General features: G+C 55.8%; 19 protein-coding genes. 11 read left to right on the forward strand and 8 right to left on the reverse strand.

Features of this window, described 5'->3' with window-relative positions; translation table 11 throughout:
- Window positions 1-32 precede the first annotated feature (32 nt).
- Both AC3WP7_RS23450 and namA read right to left on the reverse strand, forming a co-directional pair.
- Window positions 33-416, reverse strand: a complete 384-nt coding sequence (locus tag AC3WP7_RS23450) for a nuclear transport factor 2 family protein (protein ID WP_102592097.1) — start codon at window positions 414-416, stop codon at window positions 33-35.
- A 73-nt stretch (window positions 417-489) separates the two neighbouring features.
- A complete protein-coding gene (gene namA, locus AC3WP7_RS23455) occupies window positions 490-1530 on the reverse strand; it encodes an NADPH dehydrogenase NamA (protein WP_102592096.1) in 1041 nt (346 codons plus the stop codon).
- A gap of 113 nt (window positions 1531-1643) precedes the next feature.
- On the opposite strand from namA, the gene AC3WP7_RS23460 reads away from it, so the two are divergent.
- From AC3WP7_RS23460 to AC3WP7_RS23505, 10 genes are all read left to right on the forward strand, one after another.
- The gene (locus AC3WP7_RS23460; protein WP_102592095.1) at window positions 1644-2036 is read left to right on the forward strand and encodes a winged helix-turn-helix transcriptional regulator; all 393 of its coding nucleotides are present in this window, start codon (window positions 1644-1646) and stop codon (window positions 2034-2036) included.
- Window positions 2037-2136: 100 nt separating this feature from the next.
- Window positions 2137-3000 (forward strand): LysR family transcriptional regulator, encoded by an 864-nt coding sequence (locus AC3WP7_RS23465; RefSeq protein WP_102592094.1) that lies wholly within the window; start codon window positions 2137-2139, stop codon window positions 2998-3000.
- A 228-nt stretch (window positions 3001-3228) separates the two neighbouring features.
- Window positions 3229-3654 carry a VOC family protein gene (locus AC3WP7_RS23470; RefSeq protein ID WP_102592082.1) on the forward strand — a complete coding sequence of 142 codons (426 nt, stop codon included), beginning with the start codon at window positions 3229-3231 and terminating at the stop codon, window positions 3652-3654.
- Window positions 3655-3814: 160 nt separating this feature from the next.
- Window positions 3815-4594: a 5-oxoprolinase subunit B family protein gene (locus tag AC3WP7_RS23475; protein ID WP_102592093.1), complete on the forward strand. Its 780-nt coding sequence runs from the start codon at window positions 3815-3817 to the stop codon at window positions 4592-4594.
- On the forward strand, window positions 4591-5532 hold the full coding sequence (locus tag AC3WP7_RS23480) for a 5-oxoprolinase subunit C family protein (RefSeq protein WP_102592092.1): 942 nt from the start codon (window positions 4591-4593) through the stop codon (window positions 5530-5532). The genes AC3WP7_RS23475 and AC3WP7_RS23480 overlap by 4 nt, the downstream gene beginning before the upstream one ends.
- Window positions 5525-6295, forward strand: coding sequence for a LamB/YcsF family protein (locus AC3WP7_RS23485; RefSeq protein WP_102592091.1), 771 nt, complete (start codon window positions 5525-5527; stop codon window positions 6293-6295). Before AC3WP7_RS23480 ends, AC3WP7_RS23485 begins: the two co-directional genes overlap by 8 nt.
- A gap of 240 nt (window positions 6296-6535) precedes the next feature.
- Window positions 6536-7882: an MFS transporter gene (locus AC3WP7_RS23490; protein ID WP_102592090.1), complete on the forward strand. Its 1347-nt coding sequence runs from the start codon at window positions 6536-6538 to the stop codon at window positions 7880-7882.
- A 47-nt stretch (window positions 7883-7929) separates the two neighbouring features.
- Window positions 7930-8352 (forward strand): acetyl-CoA carboxylase biotin carboxyl carrier protein, encoded by a 423-nt coding sequence (accB, locus tag AC3WP7_RS23495; protein ID WP_102592089.1) that lies wholly within the window; start codon window positions 7930-7932, stop codon window positions 8350-8352.
- Window positions 8353-8369: 17 nt separating this feature from the next.
- The gene (accC, locus tag AC3WP7_RS23500) at window positions 8370-9731 is read left to right on the forward strand and encodes an acetyl-CoA carboxylase biotin carboxylase subunit (RefSeq protein ID WP_102592088.1); all 1362 of its coding nucleotides are present in this window, start codon (window positions 8370-8372) and stop codon (window positions 9729-9731) included.
- Window positions 9732-9877: 146 nt separating this feature from the next.
- Complete coding sequence (locus AC3WP7_RS23505; RefSeq protein ID WP_102592087.1) at window positions 9878-11008, forward strand: GGDEF domain-containing protein; 1131 nt, start codon at window positions 9878-9880, stop codon at window positions 11006-11008.
- 164 nt (window positions 11009-11172) lie between these two features.
- On the opposite strand, the gene AC3WP7_RS23510 is transcribed toward AC3WP7_RS23505, so the two are convergent.
- The 6 genes from AC3WP7_RS23510 to AC3WP7_RS23535 form a co-directional block, all read right to left on the reverse strand.
- Window positions 11173-11421 (reverse strand): CsbD family protein, encoded by a 249-nt coding sequence (locus AC3WP7_RS23510; protein WP_102592086.1) that lies wholly within the window; start codon window positions 11419-11421, stop codon window positions 11173-11175.
- A 196-nt stretch (window positions 11422-11617) separates the two neighbouring features.
- Entirely contained in the window at window positions 11618-12664 is a 1047-nt protein-coding gene (locus AC3WP7_RS23515) for a GGDEF domain-containing protein (protein ID WP_102592085.1), read from the reverse strand.
- A 216-nt stretch (window positions 12665-12880) separates the two neighbouring features.
- Window positions 12881-14611 carry a gamma-glutamyltransferase gene (gene ggt / locus AC3WP7_RS23520; protein WP_371917388.1) on the reverse strand — a complete coding sequence of 577 codons (1731 nt, stop codon included), beginning with the start codon at window positions 14609-14611 and terminating at the stop codon, window positions 12881-12883.
- Window positions 14612-14794: 183 nt separating this feature from the next.
- On the reverse strand, window positions 14795-16054 hold the full coding sequence (locus tag AC3WP7_RS23525) for a cation:dicarboxylate symporter family transporter (protein WP_102592083.1): 1260 nt from the start codon (window positions 16052-16054) through the stop codon (window positions 14795-14797).
- A gap of 110 nt (window positions 16055-16164) precedes the next feature.
- A complete protein-coding gene (locus AC3WP7_RS23530) occupies window positions 16165-16590 on the reverse strand; it encodes a VOC family protein (RefSeq protein WP_102592082.1) in 426 nt (141 codons plus the stop codon).
- Between the two features lie 165 nt (window positions 16591-16755).
- Window positions 16756-17682 (reverse strand): LysR family transcriptional regulator, encoded by a 927-nt coding sequence (locus tag AC3WP7_RS23535; protein WP_102592081.1) that lies wholly within the window; start codon window positions 17680-17682, stop codon window positions 16756-16758.
- An 87-nt stretch (window positions 17683-17769) separates the two neighbouring features.
- Between AC3WP7_RS23535 and AC3WP7_RS23540 the strand changes: the two genes are divergently transcribed.
- Window positions 17770-18423 (forward strand): SDR family NAD(P)-dependent oxidoreductase, encoded by a 654-nt coding sequence (locus tag AC3WP7_RS23540; RefSeq protein ID WP_102592080.1) that lies wholly within the window; start codon window positions 17770-17772, stop codon window positions 18421-18423.
- Window positions 18424-18563 lie beyond the last annotated feature (140 nt).

Genomic DNA, 18563 nt, shown 5'->3' on the forward strand with positions numbered 1-18563 from the left:
ATTTCCATTTTTATGCCAAGGACGACAGAGCTTCAAGGCGCGACATGGGTGTGAAAGATCTTGCTGACGACCGTCCACTTTCCATCAACTTTCAACAGATGGAAAAAGTCGGTGAAGGAAATGCCTGACATGTCATTGGCGTCGATACGAGCACTGGCCGCCGTACCGACGATCTCAATGCGCACGATAGCTGCCGGCGCGTCAGGCGATGGGCGAAAACCCTCGTCAATACCCTTGAACAGGATTGGAATCGCGCCGCCGGCCAACTGACCGTTGCCATCGACGCTGAACATGGTTGCTTGCTCGTTGAAAGCTGGCTTCATGATGCTGCTTTTCGCTTGCTTACAGCCCTCGATGTACTGGTTCAGCACCCCGATGATGGCTTGGTATTCGTGTACGTATGTAGGTGTGCTCATGTTTTTACGCCTGCTTAATTGAATTGGATCAAAGATTCGGAACGCCCAGCCGCCCGTTTGGGGCGTGACTCATTCACGCTTTGGTATCGAGCCATACAGAGCCGTAACGTGTGTATGCGGCGGGAATCTCAATGATTTCTTTCAAGTCATCTGCTGCAGTGCGCACCCAGAATGGATCACGCAGCATTTGCCGCCCGACAAACACCAGATCAGCTCGGCCGTTCTGCAGGATTTCTTCGGCTTGACGACCACTCTGGATGACACCCACGGCCCCCGTAGCAATGTGCAGTTCCTTACGCAGCAACTCAGCAGCCGGTACTTGGTAACCTGGATAGGTCTGCACCTTGATCATCTTGATCCCGCCGGAGCTGCAGTCGATCAGATCCACGCCCTGCTCTTTCATCCAGCGACCGTATTCAAGGAATGACTCAGGCGTGTTGCCACCTTCGGCGTAATCGGAGCTGGAAATACGAACAAACAGAGGGCGATCGCCCCAGTGCGTTTTGACTTCCTCCAACACTTCGCGCAGGAAGCGATAGCGACGATTGGCGTCACCGCCATATTCGTCATCGCGAGTGTTGGCGAGCGGGGAAAGGAACTCACTCAGCAAATAGCCATGTGCGGCGTGAATCTCAAGCACATCGAAGCCCGCGTCACTGGCACGTCGTGCGGCGTCACCATAGAGCTTTACCAAACCCGGAATTTCGTCAGCCGCGAGTGCACGAGGCACTGGGCTGGTTTCCGTAAACGGGATAGCCGATGGCGCGATATGAATCAGGTTCGGCAGGTCAGCATTGCGCCCAGCATGGCCGATTTGGGCACCCGCTTTTGCACCAAAGCTGTGGAGCAGTTCAGTCAGCGCCTTCAAGCCGACAACATGTTCATCGCTCCAAATACCGAGGTCGCCGGCCCCGATACGGCCGTCGGCGTGGACTGCCAGCGTTTCGGGGAAAATCAATGCCGCCTGGCCCAAGGCGCGAGCGCCGTAATGCACTCGGTGCCACTCAGTAACAAAACCGTCGTCCGCGGCCATGTGCATGCACATGGGCGACATGACGACACGATTTCTCAGTTTCAGGCCTTTTATTTCGTGAGGGGAAAGCAACAAACTCATCTGGATTATTCCGTAGTGGTCGATACGGAATAATGCTAACGTAAGCACTACAAAGGCGTAAGTACGCACTTTTTTGTGCTATAGGCACATTTTTTATACTAATGAGGTGCAAGGTGAAGAAATGTAGTCCTCAAGATGAAATTGAGGCGTTCGCCTGCCCCGTTGCGTTCACAGTCGACGTCATCGGGGGCAAATGGAAAGCGCTGATACTGTTCCACCTGATGTCCGGAACGAAACGTTTCAACGAGCTGCGAAGGCTTATGCCAGATATTGCCCAGAGGATGCTCACGCTCCAGCTGAGGGAGCTGGAGACAGACCGGGTTATCCATCGTGAAATCTATCGCGAGGTGCCGCCCAAGGTCGAGTATTCGCTCACAGAGTTAGGGAGTACGCTCATGCCTTTAGTGAGAGCAATGCGCGAGTGGGGAGCTGTGCATGAGCATACGATCCTTAGTTTCCGGCGCTCTGCGATCGACGAAACACCGTTGGAATCTCTTGGTTCGTAGACGCAACCGACTCTTATCCAGTTGCCAGCACCACTATTGGTAAACAGATTAAAAGTGACTACCCTCTGCGAAAATAGACACTTACGGGTCACGGTTCGACATGATCAGAGAATTGAGGACATTTATCTGCGTTGCACAAAGGGGCACCTTCGCGGCAGCGGGACAGCAGGTGGGGCTGACCCAGTCGGCCGTCAGCGCCCAGATCAAAAGTCTTGAGGAAACGCTGGGCGTCAAACTGTTTGATCGTGCCGGGCGTTCGGCCACCCTCAATTCAGCAGGTCAACGTGCCATCCCGATGGCGGAAGAGATACTGCGGCTTTTTGGGCGAATGGGCGCTGCCGACAGCGCGAATGACTTCCATGGCGCGCTACGCATCGGCGCAATTGGCACTGTACAGACCGGGATCCTGCCACAGGCGCTGGTTGCCTTAAAAGCACAGGCTCCGTTCATCGAAACCAACCTTGTACCAGGTGTGTCGTTAAATCTGCTCAGCCAGGTCGATGCCGGAGAGCTGGACTTGGCCATCATGATCAAACCGCCGTTTTCCTTGCCCAAGGATCTGCATGCCGAAGTCATTGCTCGCGAGGCTTTCGTATTGATCACCTCCAAGGAGGTGGTAGGTGATGACCCGATGGCGATTCTGGCGGAACAACCCTTTGTGCGGTATGACCGAAGCTCGTTTGGCGGGCGGCTGGTCACCCAGTTTCTCAAGCAGCAAAAGATCCATGTGCATCAGGCACTGGAGCTCGATGAACTGGATGCCATTGTCAAAATGGTACGCAGCGGGCTCGGCGTTTCGCTGGTACCCAAGGCGGGTCTGTGGCTCGAACACGCGGACAATGTCAGGGTGCTGGAGCTACGCAAACTCACGTTTTTTAGGGAGATCGTACTGGTCTCGAAATACCGGCAAAAACATTCACCGCTGTTCAACATCTTCCGGACCTGTGTCCTTGAGGCGGTGTGATGCCTTTCGAGTTCATAGGGGCAATAGAAAATCAACCGCGGTACCGTGAGCTTTTCAGCCTTTGTACGAACCATCGTGGTGCAGCACGAACAACAATGGTGCAAAAGCCTTTGTTACTGATTTACTCATCGAAATAATTCGTGCTCAGGACACAGAATTTGCGCTTTTCCCCGCCGTGTTTCCGGATAAGAATTGATCCAGATCAAAACAAATCAATAGGAAATCACCGTGAGCCTTTCCCCTTTCCACCTCGCAATCCCAGTGTATGACCTGGCCGCTACACGTACCTTTTACGGTGAGGTGTTCGGCTTGGCCGAAGGCCGATCCAGCACGCAGTGGGTCGATTTCGATTTCTACGGCCATCAGTTGGTCATCCACGAGCACCCCAAGACTGCTTCGCAGGAAAGCGTGCACAGCAATCCGGTTGACGGCCACGACGTCCCGGTTCCGCACTTCGGCATCATTTTGGAATGGGCTCAATGGGAAGCGCTCGCCGAGCGTCTTAAATCCTTCGGCACTCAATTTGTGATCGAACCCTACATTCGCTTCAAGGGCCAGGTCGGCGAGCAGGCGACCATGTTTCTGTTCGACCCCTGCGGCAATGCGCTGGAGTTCAAGGCGTTCAAAGATATGAGCCAGCTGTTCGCCAAGTAATCTGTTGCTCAAGCGACCGTCGCCATCAGAGCGACGGCGCACTAAAACGCCGTGAAGCCTTGCTGTGTTGCGCCGGATACCTGTGAAAGCTTGTGCTTTCTCTGTCTCGCTGCACGTGCCTGGCCGATGCTTTGCCTGCCGCATGAGGATAGAGAACACTATGTCCGACCTCAGTCGCATTTTGGATGAGCCGCCAAGGGCGTCGCTCTCCACCGTTAAATGGCACTTTGAGCCGTGCGGTGATCGCTGCGTGATCCTGGTATTCGGCAGCGTATTTTCCATAGACCTCAACCGCCAGGCCGCCTCGGTCGGCAATCAATTACGCGCCCTGGGCGCGGAAGGCCAACTGCCGGGCGTCACCGATGTTGTGTCCGCGATGGTTACCGTCGGCGTTCATTACTGTCCCGAGTCAATCGCCAGCCTTTTCCCCGGTGTGTCGCCATACGAATCGATCTGCACACTTGTGACCGAGCGCCTCAAGGACTCGCGCAGTGCTGTCACAACGATCGGCACCCGCCTCGACATTCCCGTGTGCTACGACCCGGAATTCGCCCCGGACCTTGAAGACATCGCGCAGGCCTGTGGCCTGACCACCAATGAGGTGATAACTGCTCACACGGCTGACTGGCTGGATGTGTTGATGGTCGGTTTCGCCCCAGGCCATCCGTACATCGGCATGCACGATAGCGCCCTGTCGCTGCCGCGTCGCGCGACACCTCGCACGCTGGTCAAACAAGGCAGCATCGGCATCGCCAACCGGCAAAGTGTGATTTACCCGGCTGATCTCCCCGGCGGCTGGAACCTCATAGGGCGTACACCGCTCCCCATGTTTTCCCCTTTGAGTGAGCCGCCCTGCCTGTTACAGAGCGGCGACCAGATTCGATTCGTACCCATTACCCGCCATGAGTTTGATCTGTTGGCTCTGGAGAACACGAAGTGACCATCAAGGTAATCAAGCCCGGCATGCTCTCAACCTTCCAGGACACAGGGCGGCATGGCTTCCAGCATTGGGGCGTACCCGTAACCGGCGTTATGGATGAGGATGCGCATGCCCTGTGCAATCTGCTGGTCGGCAACCCTCGTACCTTCAGCACGTTGGAAATGACACTCCAGGGCCCGACGCTGCTCTTTCAGGCAAAAGCCGTGATTGCGCTTGCCGGCGCAGACCTTGGCGCCGAGCTGGATGCGATCCCGCTCAAGCCCGGCGTGGCAGCCGTGGTGTCTCCAGGCAGTACCTTGAGTTTTGGCAGACGACGACAGGGCGCCCGCAGTTACCTCGCGGTAGCGGGCGGCTTTTTACTGCACCCACTGATGAACAGCACCAGCACTTACTCCCGTGGCGGGTTCGGAGGGCTGCGCGGCCGCTCGCTGCAAGCCGGGGATTTGATTCCCATTTGCTCCTCGTTTGCCAACCCGCCACGCGTCAGCCCTCGTTCCAATTTCGGGTTGTATGAAGCGGTTGCCTGCGAACCGATAAGAGTGATCGCGGGGCGAGAATGGAAGGACTTTTCCGCTGAATCACAAGAGCACTTCTTGAACCATGACTACACCCTGAGCGGTGACTCGGACCGTATGGGCTACCGACTCGATGGCACATCGCTGGCGTTGTCTTCGCCCAAAGAATTGTTATCGGAAAGTGTCACGTTCGGTACTGTCCAGGTGCCCCCCAGCGGCAAGCCGCTGATCTTGATGGCCGACCGACAAACGACCGGTGGCTACCCACGGATTGCCCAAGTGGCCAGCGTCGATCTGCCCCGACTGGCGCAGTTGCTGCCGGGCGACACGTTGCGATTCTCGCTCGTAGAGTTGAGCGCTGCCGAAGCCTTGCTACTCACCCGCGCTCGCACACTCAAAGCGATGGAGGCCTTCAATGCCTGAAATAGATTTCAACAGCGACCTTGGCGAAGGCTTCAGCATTTATCGCGCAGGCGACGATGCGGCGATTCTTCCCCACCTCACTTCCGCCAACATCGCTTGCGGGTTTCACGCCGGGGATTCGCGTTCAATGCGAGCGACCGTTGCACTGGCCGCGAAGTTAGGCGTGGCCGTAGGGGCCCATCCAGGCTTTGACGACTTGCAAGGTTTCGGGCGCCGAATGATGACGCTGTCCGAAGATGAAGTGTACGAACTCATCGTTTACCAGGTCGGTGCGTTGCTGGGCTTCACCAAAGCGGCCAATGTCGAACTACGCCATGTCAAACCGCATGGTGCGCTCTACAACTTCGCGGCTGTCCACCGGCCCACCGCCGACGCGATCTGCAGGGCAGTCAAGGACATCGATCCGGGCCTGATTCTTTTCGGTTTGTCGGGAAGTGCCTTGGTCACGTCGGCCCAAGCCTGCGGTTTGAACGTAGCAGAGGAAGTGTTTGCCGATCGCAGCTACCAGGAGGACGGCACGCTGACACCCCGTAGCCAGCCTGGCGCAATGATTGAGAACCTCCACGAGGCCATAGACCAAGTCATGAACATGCTGCACTTAGGTGAAGTGCGCACTGTCCAGGGGACCTGGGTCCCCGTGAAAGCACACACGCTTTGCATACACGGCGACCAGCCCGGCGCTGCGGCGTTTGCCAGTGCGATCAAGCACGCACTGCTCAAAGAAGGCATCAGCATTCAAAAACCCGCGCGTACGCGTACTTAAGTGACACCCATATCGTTGACCCATAATAAAAAGGAAACAACCATGCCTCGCGAATCAACCTCCTCGTTTTAACTGCCGAGCTTAAAACCTCGTCTGAGAGCTGAATAGTCAATTACGGATGCGTCTGGGCGCCTGAATGCCCGGATGAACTGTGCACTGTCGGTTTTCAGTACGTCACTTTCAAGGCAGGCCCCTCTGCCACTTAACTCTTTTGGCCATTGGCCAGAGTGGAAGGTATTTATGTCTCGTGTTCTTTCTGAAAATACGCACTCGCCGCACATCGATGTCGATGCACACGCCACTGGCGGCACAACGCAGTCGGGTGTCATTGCCAAGCGCGCAGCCATGGCATCGGCCACTGGCACCGCCGTTGAATACTATGAGTTCAGTATCTACGGCTATATGGCGACCATCATCGCGCCTTTATTCTTTCCCGGTGACAACCCCGCCGCCGCCCTCCTCGCTACGTTAGCGGTGTTCGGTATCGCCTTTGTCATTCGCCCTATAGGCGGCGTACTGCTCGGTCGCCTGGCCGATCGTATCGGTCGACGTCGAGTGCTACTCAGCACCGTGATAGGGATGGGCACCGCCACCTCCCTCATAGGGGTGCTTCCAACCACCGCCCAGATCGGCCTGGCCGCGCCTATCCTGCTGGTGCTGTTGCGACTGTCTCAAGGTTTTTTCGCCGGCGGTGAAGTGGTCGGCGCCGCAGCGTTTGTGGCGGAATCTTCTCCCAACGGCCGACGCGGGTTCTTCGGTTCATTCACACCGCTGGGCGTTGCCGTGGGTGGCGCCACTGGCGCGATTGTGTGCGGTATCACCACCGGGCTGCTCAGTGCCGAGCAATTGCAGGCATGGGGCTGGCGTATCCCGTTCTTCCTGTCCATCCCGCTGGTTATGTTTTCGTTTTACATGCGGCACAACGTTGAAGAAACGCCGGAATTCAAAGCCTTCCTCGAGAAGGAAAAGCCACCGGTAGCGCCGGTCAAAGAGGTATTCAGCAAAAACCTGCCGGCATTGCTCCGGGTGATCGTATTTGCTTCTGCACAGAATGCGGGTTACTTCATCGGGATGGTGTTCATGAACATCTACCTCACGACCTACCTGCACTTCGATAAATCCAAAGTCTACTGGGTGATCGCGGTGATCAGCCTGTGCATGGCGGCGATGATGCCCTTCTGGGGCGGTTTGTCAGATCGCATCGGTCGCAAGAAAGCGCTGAGCATCGGTTTTCTGGGCTACGCCATTCTAGTGATTCCCATGATGATCCTGATGGACAGCGGCAGCCTTTGGATCGCAGCGCTGGCCATGTTCGTCGCGACCTTGCCTATGCCGATCGTTCAATCGGTTGGCTACCCAACTTACGCAGAACAATTCCCGACACGTGTGCGCTACACGGCCATGGCGATCAGCATCAACCTGGGCGCAATCCTCGGGGGCGGTATCACCCCCTACGTGGTCACCTCGATTATCACAAAGACCGGCAATTTACTGGTACCGGGCTATTTCATGGCGGGCGCTGCGGTATGTGCCTTGCTAGCGATTCTCACGCTGCGTGAAACCTCAAAGGGCAGCCTCCTTAGATAGTTCGACGCGACGTTAAGCCCCTATTCCAAACATAAGGTTGCAGCAGCATGGACATTGAAAAACTAAAAGAGCTCGTCAAGTTGATCGAAGGGTCGAGCCTGGCGGAGATCGATTTCAAAGAGGGCAAAAATCGGGTCCGTCTTCGTCGTGACAACAAACCCGCCGCCATTGCCCAAGCGGTCGCCCCCTCGCCAGTATCCGAGCATCAGACTGTACAGATCGAGTCCAAACCAGCAGGCACGGTTGTTTCGGCACCGATGGTGGGCGTCTTCTACCGCAAGGCCTCAGCCACTTCGGCAGCGTTCGTTGAGATTGGCCAATCCGTGGCAAAGGGCGATGTCCTGTGCATCGTGGAAGCCATGAAAATGATGAACACGGTGGAGGCAACCTGCAGTGGCGTGATTGAGGCAATCATGGTCGAAGACGGTCAGCCCGTTGAATACGACCAGCCCATGTTCAACATTGTTTGAGCGACGCGGAGGTCAGAATGAGTGAAGTCGCAAAACTGCAAAAAGTAGTGATCGCCAACCGCGGTGAGATCGCCCTGCGAATCCTGCGCGCCTGTAAGGAACAAGGCATCAAGACCGTCGCTGTTTACTCGACGGCCGACTCGGAACTGATGCACGTGAAACTGGCGGACGAAAGCATCTGCATCGGCCCGCCACTGGCCACGAACTCGTACCTGAAAGTCCCAAGCATCATCGCCGCAGCAGAAGTGACCGGCGCTACCGCTATCCACCCAGGCTACGGTTTCCTCGCGGAAAACGCCGACTTCGTCGACCAGGTGGAAAAATCCGGCTTCACGTTCATCGGCCCCAAAGCCGAGACCATTCGCCTGATGGGCGACAAGGTCTCCGCCAAGGAAGCCATGATCGCGGCCGGCGTGCCAACCGTTCCTGGTTCCGACGGCCCACTGCCTGAAGACGAGGAAACCGCTCTGCGCATTGGTCGCGAAGTGGGTTACCCGGTGATCATCAAGGCCGCCGGTGGCGGTGGTGGTCGCGGCATGCGCGTGGTGCACAAGGAAGAAGACCTGATCGAAGCCGCCAAGCAGACCCGCTCTGAAGCAGGCGCCTGGTTCAACAACCCGATGGTCTACCTGGAAAAATACCTGACCAACCCACGTCACGTGGAAGTGCAGGTATTGTCCGACGGCCAGGGCCACGCCATTCACCTGGGTGACCGCGATTGCTCGCTGCAACGTCGCCACCAGAAGGTACTGGAAGAAGCCCCGGCACCAGGTTTGGACGAAAAAGCCCGCGAAGAAGTGTTGGCTCGCTGCGTCAAGGCGTGCATCGACATCAACTACCGTGGCGCCGGTACCTTCGAGTTCCTCTACGAGAACGGCCGCTTCTACTTCATCGAGATGAACACTCGCGTGCAGGTAGAGCACCCGGTTTCGGAGATGGTCACGGGTATCGACATCGTCAAGGAGATGCTCAGCATCGCCGCCGGCAACCCGCTGTCCTTCACCCAGGACGACGTGAAGATGCACGGCCACTCCCTGGAGTGCCGCATCAACGCCGAAGACCCGAAAACCTTTATCCCAAGCCCTGGCCTGGTCAAGCATTTCCACGCGCCCGGCGGCAACGGCGTACGTGTGGATTCGCACCTGTACAGCGGCTACAAGGTGCCGTCCAACTACGACTCGCTGATCGGCAAGCTGATCACCTGGGGCGCCACCCGTGACGAGGCCATGGCCCGTATGCGTAACGCCCTGGACGAAATCGTGGTCGACGGCATCAAGACCAACATCCCGCTGCACCGGGACCTGGTTCGCGATGAAGGCTTCTGCGAAGGGGGTGTGAACATTCACTACCTGGAACACAAGCTGGCAAATCAGGATTGAAATCGATGGTCGGGGCCAGTCCGATAATGATGACTAGCCCCGACCGTATCCCTATACCAATAGCGCTGTGTAAAGCCGTTTACCCTGGCTTCACGAATAATGCTAAAAGGCCATTACTCGTTGTCGCTTTGTAGCGGAGCAGCACTATGCGTAATCTTCACTCTTTTCCACGTACCGCTTTTATCCGCTGGTTTGTGAAAGACAACGAAAGCCTGGACCGAGACATACGCTTAAAGCTCCTTAAAGGCCCTTTTACATCTCGCGCTGCGCTAATCGCAGCGGGGATGAACACGCTGCTCGTATGCAGCGTTGCAGTCGTACTTCACCCCACGCTGTTCTTCATCAGTTGGTTAGTCGCCGACATGATGATTTGGATCACCCGCTGGTTTCTACTACAGAAATTTACGGTCAGCGGCAAATCCAGGCTCCGCTACGCGACGGATCTTTCTCTGCTCTTCGGTCTGATCTGGGCCGCCGAGATAGGCATTGGCACTGCGGGATGCATTATCAGTCAGGATCCGATACTCCAAGTACTGGCATGCACATCGGCAGTCAGCATGAATGGGGCGATTGCCATGAGAAACCAAGGCATACCACGCTACGCGTTTACGCAAATCCTTCTCACAGATATACCGATGAAGTTGGCCACGTTGTTCCAACCGGAACCGATGTTGCGGGTTCTGATTCTCCAAGCGCCCATGTACCTCGCTGGCTTTTGGGTACTGCTGAACAACCTCAATGCAAACCTGAAGAAAGCCTATATTTCAGAAGCGCAAAGTACCCATTCAGCCACCCATGACAAACTGACCGGCGTGCTGAACCGCTTAGGCATTTTGAATAGGATGACAGCGTTACTTGGCTCGACGGCCAATGGAGACGGTCATTTTTGCGTGCTTTGTCTGGACTTGGACGGGTTCAAAAAAATCAATGACGCTCACGGCCACGCCACTGGCGACAGCGTATTGGTTTCTTTTTCTGAAATGGTCACCAAGGTGGTACGCAAGGGTGACGCAGTTGCACGAATAGGCGGTGACGAATTCATCGTATTGATGCCGGATACCGACAAAATATCCGCCTCACTCATTGCCGACCGCATTATTAAAAGCCTCAAAGATTACACGGGTAAAAGCGCGAATTATGAAGGTCTCGGCGTGAGCATCGGCATTACCGAGAACGCCCCATCAGAGCTCGGGAGTGTTGAACAGATCTTATCCAGAGCTGATGCCGCCATGTACAAAGCAAAATCTGCGGGCAAGAACTGTTTCAGGTTTGGATAAGAAAGTTCGACTTCCATCCCACGATGAATGCCTGGCCTGAAACTTACCTTGGATCAAGCGCCGCTCCGCCAGCCAGATACCGTCGCCCTCGTACTCGCCAGATAGACACTTCAGGGAGCACGAGGGAAGGTTTCGGGAAAACGAATAAAGGTTCCTCTCCCGGCCTAGCGACGCAACAAACGGTCCATAACAAGCAGGGCGATCGCACCAATCGCAATTGCAGCAACGGGTTTCTCCTTAACGAACGCGGATACGCTGTCCAGTGCATCGCCATAGGTTTGTGTCAGTTGACCAGCAGCTTGTCGCCCAGCGCCTTCAGCTTCAATCTGCGAATCACCTAACAGCTTCCCGACGACGCTTTGTGCTTTGCCGGCGATTTTTTCTGCAACACCTTCTACCTGCTCGCTCTTCATGATTAACCTGCCCTTCGCATGTAAGTGGGTAACCTCGGATAAACCTCAGCTGGAGGTATCCTGCACAGCGTTAGGGGGTCAGGAATAATGATTAGTTCAAAGTTGATGAGGCGCGTGAGCTGTCAGCTTCATTGAAGATAAACCCCAAGGAAACAGCCTGCGCAGGCGCCGTGCAGATGCCGTTGAGGATGCACACTCAATCGGCCAAGACCACCTGGTTACGCCCTTGATGCTTGCCTTGATACAACGCCTGATCCGCGCGATTGAGGGCGCTTTCAAAGCTTTCTCCAGGGCGGATTCCGCTCACGGCCAGGGTCGCCGTGACAGTCAGCGGGGCATCATCCAACTGCCCTACCCATTCGCGGATTCGCAACAGGATTCGCTCCGCCACAGCCTTTGACGCCTGTACAGGTGTGGAAGGCATCAGCACCAGAAACTCTTCGCCACCCCAGCGTGAAGCCACATCTGTGGCCCGCACATTACTGTTGATGGCTTGCGCCACTCGCTGGAGGATCCAGTCACCCCGCTCATGGCCCAGACGGTCGTTAATCTGTTTGAAGTGATCAATATCCAACAGGATGATCGTGGATGACCCCGACGCGGCTAACTGCAGCACCTCGTGCATTACCCGACGCCGGGTATAGAGATTGGTCAGGCTATCGCGATTGGCGGTCTGAAACAGTTTTGCTTGCATTGAACGCGTGAAACGTACCGACAGGGCAGTGCAATGCAGCAGCACGCCAAGGGCAGCCAACACGTTTACGATGCCAAATAACTCAAGCCAATAAAGCGCCACGCCGGAGTTGATGCCAAGGTATCTACGCAAGGCGAATCCACCCACCGACACGGCCAGGATAGCCAGATAGAGCACCAACCGCGGTAGGAGCGCATCTTGAAAGCTAAACGCAATAATGGGTATCAAGCAGTAAAGGTAAAAATAGAAATTGCTGTCCCAGCCCAGCACCCAAGTGGCCAGTAACGCATGCAAAATAATTTCTACACTCATCAATAGGCCGGTGAGGCTGTAGCGTCCTGCGCGAATAGCCTTAAGACAGCCTGCATATATCAGAACGCTCAACACATTGCTCAACGCAAGCAAAGGCAAATGCAGCATGCTGAAGATGAAAATAAACACGCAGTGAATAAAAAAACCGAGCTGCACAATCGGCACGATGTGCCTCCAAAACTGCGCGGTGGTTTCACGGAACAGTTGCGCATGGTCACTCGGCGATAGCGTTTTCATGAAGCGGACTCATTAGGATGATGCAGGGCTGCCCGACGGAGCGGATGAGCATTGGACTTATGTCTACGTCATCGGCTTACATCTGACTGCCTTTAGCTAAGTGACCGATCCTTGGGCTCAGGCACCCGGCGAAAGCGCCTTTGAATCACAGGCCTAGCCGAAGCACTCAACGCCCGCGCCTGAGTCGGCGCGGGTCAGTCTCGTACTCAAACGCCGCTACTTGCCGATAGACGTCACCCCTCTACCCCTGGGGTCTGAAACCGGCTCAGGCACGCCATGCTCAACCTTGATTGCCTGGATATCACCATTGAATCCCTGGTTAGCCAAATAATAGCCGGCCACTCCCAGGTCCGCCGCCAGTTGCCCGGAAATCGGCGCGTAGGGCTCCCAAAAGATCGTATTGGCAGGCAGCAACTGGTGGTGAAAACGCATCGCGCCCACCGCGTCGTTCAGCCCAAGGTGAAAGTCATACACGTTACTGACGACCTGGAAGATAGAGGTAAAAATCCGCGAACCGCCGGGTGTACCAATGACCAAGGCGACCTTGCCATCCTTCAAGAAAATCGTCGGCGTCATTGACGACAATGGCCGTTTTCCGGGCTCGATGGCATTGGTGTCTGTGCCGACGACACCCATCTGATTAGGCACGCCTGCCAATGCCGAAAAATCATCCATCTCGTCATTGAGTAAAATGCCGGTTTTTTCCGCGACGACGCCGGAGCCAAAAAAGCCATTGAGCGTGTAAGTGTTGGAAACAGCGTTGCCCCACTTGTCGACGATTGAGAAGTGAGTGGTCTGGGGTTTTTCCGGCGACTCGATATTCAGGCCTGCGACGACCTTATCGGTGTCCGAGGGCACTGACACATTGACCTGCGAGGCACGGCCCGCCAGGTAGTGTTCGTCGATCAATTCATGTACCGGCACCGTGTAAAAATCCGGATCACCCAAGTACTGCGCCCGATCAGCAAACACCCGCTTTTCGATCTCCGCGACCAGGTGCATATAGTGCGCGGAGTTGAGCGGTACGCCCTGGAAATCCTCGCGGCGCATCTCCTTCATCTTCAACAGTTGAACCAGCGCAACCCCGCCGGAGCTGGGCGGTGGAGCGGTGACAATCTGAAAGCCATTCCAGTTGGCCTGTATCGGCTCTCGCCACACGGCCTTGTAGTCCGTGAGGTCCTGCGCGCTGATCAGGCCACCATTGGCACTCATATCGGTCACGATCAACGCAGCGGTTTTACCGGCGTAAAAGCCTTTCGGCCCCTGCGCGGCGATGCGCTTGAGTACAGCCTCGAGTTCAGGCTGCCTGAAGGTGCTACCGGCCCGCAGTTCGCCGAAATGTTCAGCGAAGTTGGTTTTACCGGCGAAGCGTTTTTCGTTTTCACTCTTAGCGATACCCGCCAGTGCTTCATCGACGACGAAACCATGGTGCGCATAGTGAATGGCAGGCTCGATCAACTGCGCCCATTTGAGCTTGCCAAAGCGTTTGTGCGCCTCCCACAAGCCGGCGACCGTACCCGGTACGCCCACCGACCGGTGGCCGATGACACTGCCTTGCGGCTGGTCGGCAGCAATAACTTTTTTACCCGAGCTGTCGACGAACATGTCTCGCGTCGCTTTCAGGGGTGCACGCTCACGGTAGTCGAGAAAATACGGTTTGCCCTTGTAATAGACGGTCATGAAACCGCCACCGCCGATATTTCCGGCTTCTGGGTAGGTCACCGCCAGGGAGAAAGCAACGGCGACGGCCGCATCCACGGCATTCCCGCCTTTGGCAAAGATTGCGTTGGCGGTGTCCGCAGCGAATTGGTCAGGTACGGCCACCGCAGAATGCGTCAATGCGGTGCGTGGGCTCGCGGTTGCGAATTGATGGACACCCATAAACAACAACACCATCCATAGCGCGACGCAGCGACGCGTCCGATAGAACTTTGATTTCTTGCACATAGACCACCTGTTTTTTTTATAAATAATGGCAGCACATTGGCAACTAAAAGGGCGCGATTCGTTATCCGAACCGAGCAACCCAGCGCCTTAAAAGAATCAACACGCAACAACTTCTTATTGGTTGGTCAGCCAAAAAAAGAGCCCTCGACGCGATTAACGTGGAAGGCTCTTGTGCGTCACTGATTAAGCGTTCTGCTCGACCCCAGCAGGCCTTTTGCGCTCCAGAGGCGTTTTCTCCCACTTGGCAATGACCAGTGGGGCTATCGCATTACCCAGCACGTTCAAGGTAGTGGTGCCGCTGTCAATGATCCGGAAGATCCCGGCAATCAACGCGACCCCTTCCAGCGGCAGCCCAGCGGACGCCAACGTGGCCGACAGGATGATGATGGCAAACCCAGGTACACCCGCAGCGCCCTTCGACGTCAGCACCATGGTGACCACCAGCAAGATCTGTTGGGTCAACGACAGATCGATGCCATACAACTGAGCGATAAAGATCGTCGCCACGCCCAGGAAGATCGAAGCGCCGTCCAGGTTGAATGCATAACCCACCGGCACCACAAAGCTGACGATGCGCCGAGGCACGCCGTAGGCTTCCAACTTGGTCATCAGCTGCGGCATGACAGCCGCAGAAGCTGCACTGGAGAAGGCCAGAATCAGCTCGTCGCGAAAGTACTTGATCAACTTGAAAACGTTTTCGCCGATCAAGTAGCAGATGCCACCCAGCATCACCAGCGCAAAGGTAATCAGCGCCAGATACACCACGCCGATCAACTTGAGCAACGGTAGCAACGAGGCAAATCCAAAGGTCGCCACGGTTGCGCCGATCATGCCAAATACGCCGATGGGGGCGTACGCCATGACAAACGAAACCACCTTGAACATTGCGTCGGAGAAGCCCTGCACAACAGCCACAACCGGTGCGCTCTTCTCTTTAGGCAAGGTATTCAGCGCCATGCCCAGCAGCACGGCAAAGAACAGTACCGACAGCAACTTCCCTTCCGACATCGCGACAATCACGTTATCAGGCACGATGTTCTGCAGGATGATCAGCGCGCCTTTCGACGGTTCCATATGCACGGCTGCAGCGTTGTGCGCGATGCCGGCTATTTCGGTGCCTTTGCCCGGCTCGAAAATGTTGGCGAAGCACAGGCCGAGAACGATGGCGAGGCTGGTGATCGCAAAGAAGTAAATCAACGACTTTGCACCCATGCGACCGAACGATTTGTTATCACCGCCCCCCGCAATGCCGAGGATCATGCAACAGAACACAATCGGCACGACGACCATCTTCATCATCTTGATGAAAATATCACCGAGCGGCTTAAGTATTTCGGTACTAACCCACACTTGATTTTCCGGGTGGGTATTGAAATACCAACCCACGAGCACGCCAAGCAACAGCCCGGCAACTATCTGCCAAACTAAGGGGATACGTTTCATGTCTAGCCTTTTTGTTGGAATGAAAGGACTGCTTCAAGCAGTAGCTAGATTCATGAGCTTCCAGCTCATTTGAGTGTCCATGGCGCACTTTTACCGTGCGCCAGGTTTTATTATTTAGCGAAGAGCTGGCTCATATCCTTGAACGCTTTGAACTCGAGCGCGTTGCCGCACGGGTCAAACAGGAACATGGTCGCCTGCTCGCCGACCTGGCCCTTGAAGCGAATGTAAGGTTCGATCACAAATTGAGTGCCGAAGGATTTAAGACGCTCGGCGAGTGCTTCCCATTGAGCCCATTCCAAAATGATGCCGAAGTGCGGAACCGGGACGTCGTGGCCGTCAACCGGATTGCTGTGCACGCTTTCCTGCGAAGCAGTCTTGGGGTGTTCGTGGATGACCAACTGGTGGCCGTAGAAATCGAAGTCGACCCACTGCGTGCTGGAGCGGCCTTCAGCAAGGCCAAACACTTCACCGTAGAAGGTGCGCGTAGCGGCCAGGTCATATACAGGGATTGCGAGGTGGAAAGGAGAAAGACTCATCAGGACTCCGATGACAATTTTTTATTGGTTTTTGATGCCGGACACCGCGCGCGCTGCCCAGCGGCTTTTTCAAGGTGGATTTATGCTAAAGCGCCGCCAACCTAAAAAAAATCAATATAAATTTTTCACAAACACAATTTTATTTTGTGTATCGAAGCGTTCTGCCTACTGCTCCCAACCCGCCTGAATGGCGCGCGTGATTTGATCGACGAACACGCGTGTTTTCGTCGGAACAAGCCTTCCAGGGGGCATGACCGCGTAGATTCCACCCGTTTCTGCGCCTTGCCACTGCGGCAGTATTTGCACAAGCGTGCCTTCTCGCACTGCTGCACCGGCCAGCCAATCGGGAGTCAGAATGATCCCAACCCCCTCCACCGCCGCCTGTAGCAACGACTCTGAACTGTCAGAAATCAGCGGCCCCAGCGGCCGAAAGGTTTTTTGCTGGGTACCATTTTTAAGCACCCAATCTGGCCAACTAGCGTGGCTGCAGAACCCCAGGCAGGCATGCTCCTCCAATGCCTCAAGCGTCTGCGGCAGGCCGTGCGCTGCGATATAGCTGGGAGCTGCGTAGAGCCGATTTCGAAAGGGTGCGATTTGCTTCGCAACCAGCGTGCTATCACGCAATACGCCCACACGAATCGCGACATCGAAGCCTTCGGCCACCACGTCCACATATCGATCAGCAAAACGCGCATCCACGCGGATTTTCGGATGCAGGGCAATAAAGGCGGGCAGCAAGGGCGCGACCCATCGGCGACCAAACGTAATAGGGAGTGACACCCTGAGCAATCCCTGAGGGCTGGTGGCGAAGTTGCTCGCCTCTTGGCTCGCACCATCCAGTTCATCCAACAGGGCACGAACCCGTTGGTAGTAAAGTGTCCCTACCTCAGTCAATGCAACGCGCCGCGTCGTCCTGGACAGCAGGCGTACTCCAAGCCGGTCCTCAAGCTGCCCAACCCTGCGCGAGATTATCGTAGCGTCGCGCCCGATCACCTTTGCCGCATCGGTGAAGCTGAGCGCCTCGACAACCGCGACAAACGCTGACAGCTCATCAAGCGTGACACGCCCTAGCAATTCCTGCATATTTTGCATGATAGTTATTCATCCAACAGAGATTATCTCTCATTATGCAACTGTTAGCCTGAATACAACATTGGTTAACTGATAGAGGTAACAACGATGAAAACCTTCCTGAGCATCGGCACTGGGCCAGGCATCGGCTATGAGACGGCTGCACGTTTTGCCCGAGAGGGCTTTCGGGTCGTACTCAGCGCTCGAAACCTGGATAAGCTCAAGGTACTCGTCAAGCGTCTGGAAGAGGCTGGATATGAGGCCTACGCCGAGCAAGTCGACGCGGCGGATCCACACGCGGTCACGCAGTTGATCGCCGAAACGCAAGCGCGGTTTACAGGCCTTGATGTGACGCACTACAACGCCGCGATTATTCGACAAGCCTCCCTGGCTGATCAGCCCTTGGAAACCTTCAATCACGACCTTAACGTCAACATCGGCGGCGCACTGGCTGCTGCGCAGGCGAGTCTGAACATAATGTGTGCATGCAAAAGCGGCACCTTGCTGCTGACGGGTGGTTTCTTTGGTATCGAGCCGAATGCGGACTATCTCTCGCTGAGCCTGGGCAAGGCAGGCATACGGGCGCTGGCAGCCGGGCTGTTCGAGTCGGCCAAGAACGATCACGTGCATGTGGCAACCGTCACTGTTGCCGCATTCGTCGAACCTGAATCCGAAGAGGCTGTTGGCGTCGCACAGGCCTTCTGGAACCTGCACAACCAGAAAGAATCGAGTTGGACCGCGGAAGCCACCTACTCGCGCTAGAGCGCTGACGCCCTCCCTCCACCTGACAACCAAAGTGAGCACCGCTTAAGGCCGTGCTCACTTTTTTATTGCAGCCAATTTTTCAACACGCCGTTGCCAGACGGTGTGTCACGGCAATGCAAATGCCTGTCAACGATGGA

The sequence above is a fragment of the Pseudomonas sp. FW305-3-2-15-C-LB1 genome (assembly GCF_058787615.1).

Coding starts and splice junctions, on each gene's coding strand:
- AC3WP7_RS23485 (WP_102592091.1), top strand. CDS start 5,525: ATGCCTGAAATAGATTTCAACAGCGACCTTGGCGAAGGCTTCAGCATT.
- AC3WP7_RS23505 (WP_102592087.1), top strand. CDS start 9,878: ATGCGTAATCTTCACTCTTTTCCACGTACCGCTTTTATCCGCTGGTTT.
- accC (WP_102592088.1), top strand. CDS start 8,370: ATGAGTGAAGTCGCAAAACTGCAAAAAGTAGTGATCGCCAACCGCGGT.
- AC3WP7_RS23540 (WP_102592080.1), top strand. CDS start 17,770: ATGAAAACCTTCCTGAGCATCGGCACTGGGCCAGGCATCGGCTATGAG.
- namA (WP_102592096.1), bottom strand. CDS start 1,530: ATGAGTTTGTTGCTTTCCCCTCACGAAATAAAAGGCCTGAAACTGAGA.
- accB (WP_102592089.1), top strand. CDS start 7,930: ATGGACATTGAAAAACTAAAAGAGCTCGTCAAGTTGATCGAAGGGTCG.
- AC3WP7_RS23510 (WP_102592086.1), bottom strand. CDS start 11,421: ATGAAGAGCGAGCAGGTAGAAGGTGTTGCAGAAAAAATCGCCGGCAAA.
- ggt (WP_371917388.1), bottom strand. CDS start 14,611: ATGTGCAAGAAATCAAAGTTCTATCGGACGCGTCGCTGCGTCGCGCTA.
- AC3WP7_RS23450 (WP_102592097.1), bottom strand. CDS start 416: ATGAGCACACCTACATACGTACACGAATACCAAGCCATCATCGGGGTG.
- AC3WP7_RS23530 (WP_102592082.1), bottom strand. CDS start 16,590: ATGAGTCTTTCTCCTTTCCACCTCGCAATCCCTGTATATGACCTGGCC.
- AC3WP7_RS23535 (WP_102592081.1), bottom strand. CDS start 17,682: ATGCAAAATATGCAGGAATTGCTAGGGCGTGTCACGCTTGATGAGCTG.
- AC3WP7_RS23475 (WP_102592093.1), top strand. CDS start 3,815: ATGTCCGACCTCAGTCGCATTTTGGATGAGCCGCCAAGGGCGTCGCTC.
- AC3WP7_RS23490 (WP_102592090.1), top strand. CDS start 6,536: ATGTCTCGTGTTCTTTCTGAAAATACGCACTCGCCGCACATCGATGTC.
- AC3WP7_RS23525 (WP_102592083.1), bottom strand. CDS start 16,054: ATGAAACGTATCCCCTTAGTTTGGCAGATAGTTGCCGGGCTGTTGCTT.
- AC3WP7_RS23465 (WP_102592094.1), top strand. CDS start 2,137: ATGATCAGAGAATTGAGGACATTTATCTGCGTTGCACAAAGGGGCACC.
- AC3WP7_RS23515 (WP_102592085.1), bottom strand. CDS start 12,664: ATGAAAACGCTATCGCCGAGTGACCATGCGCAACTGTTCCGTGAAACC.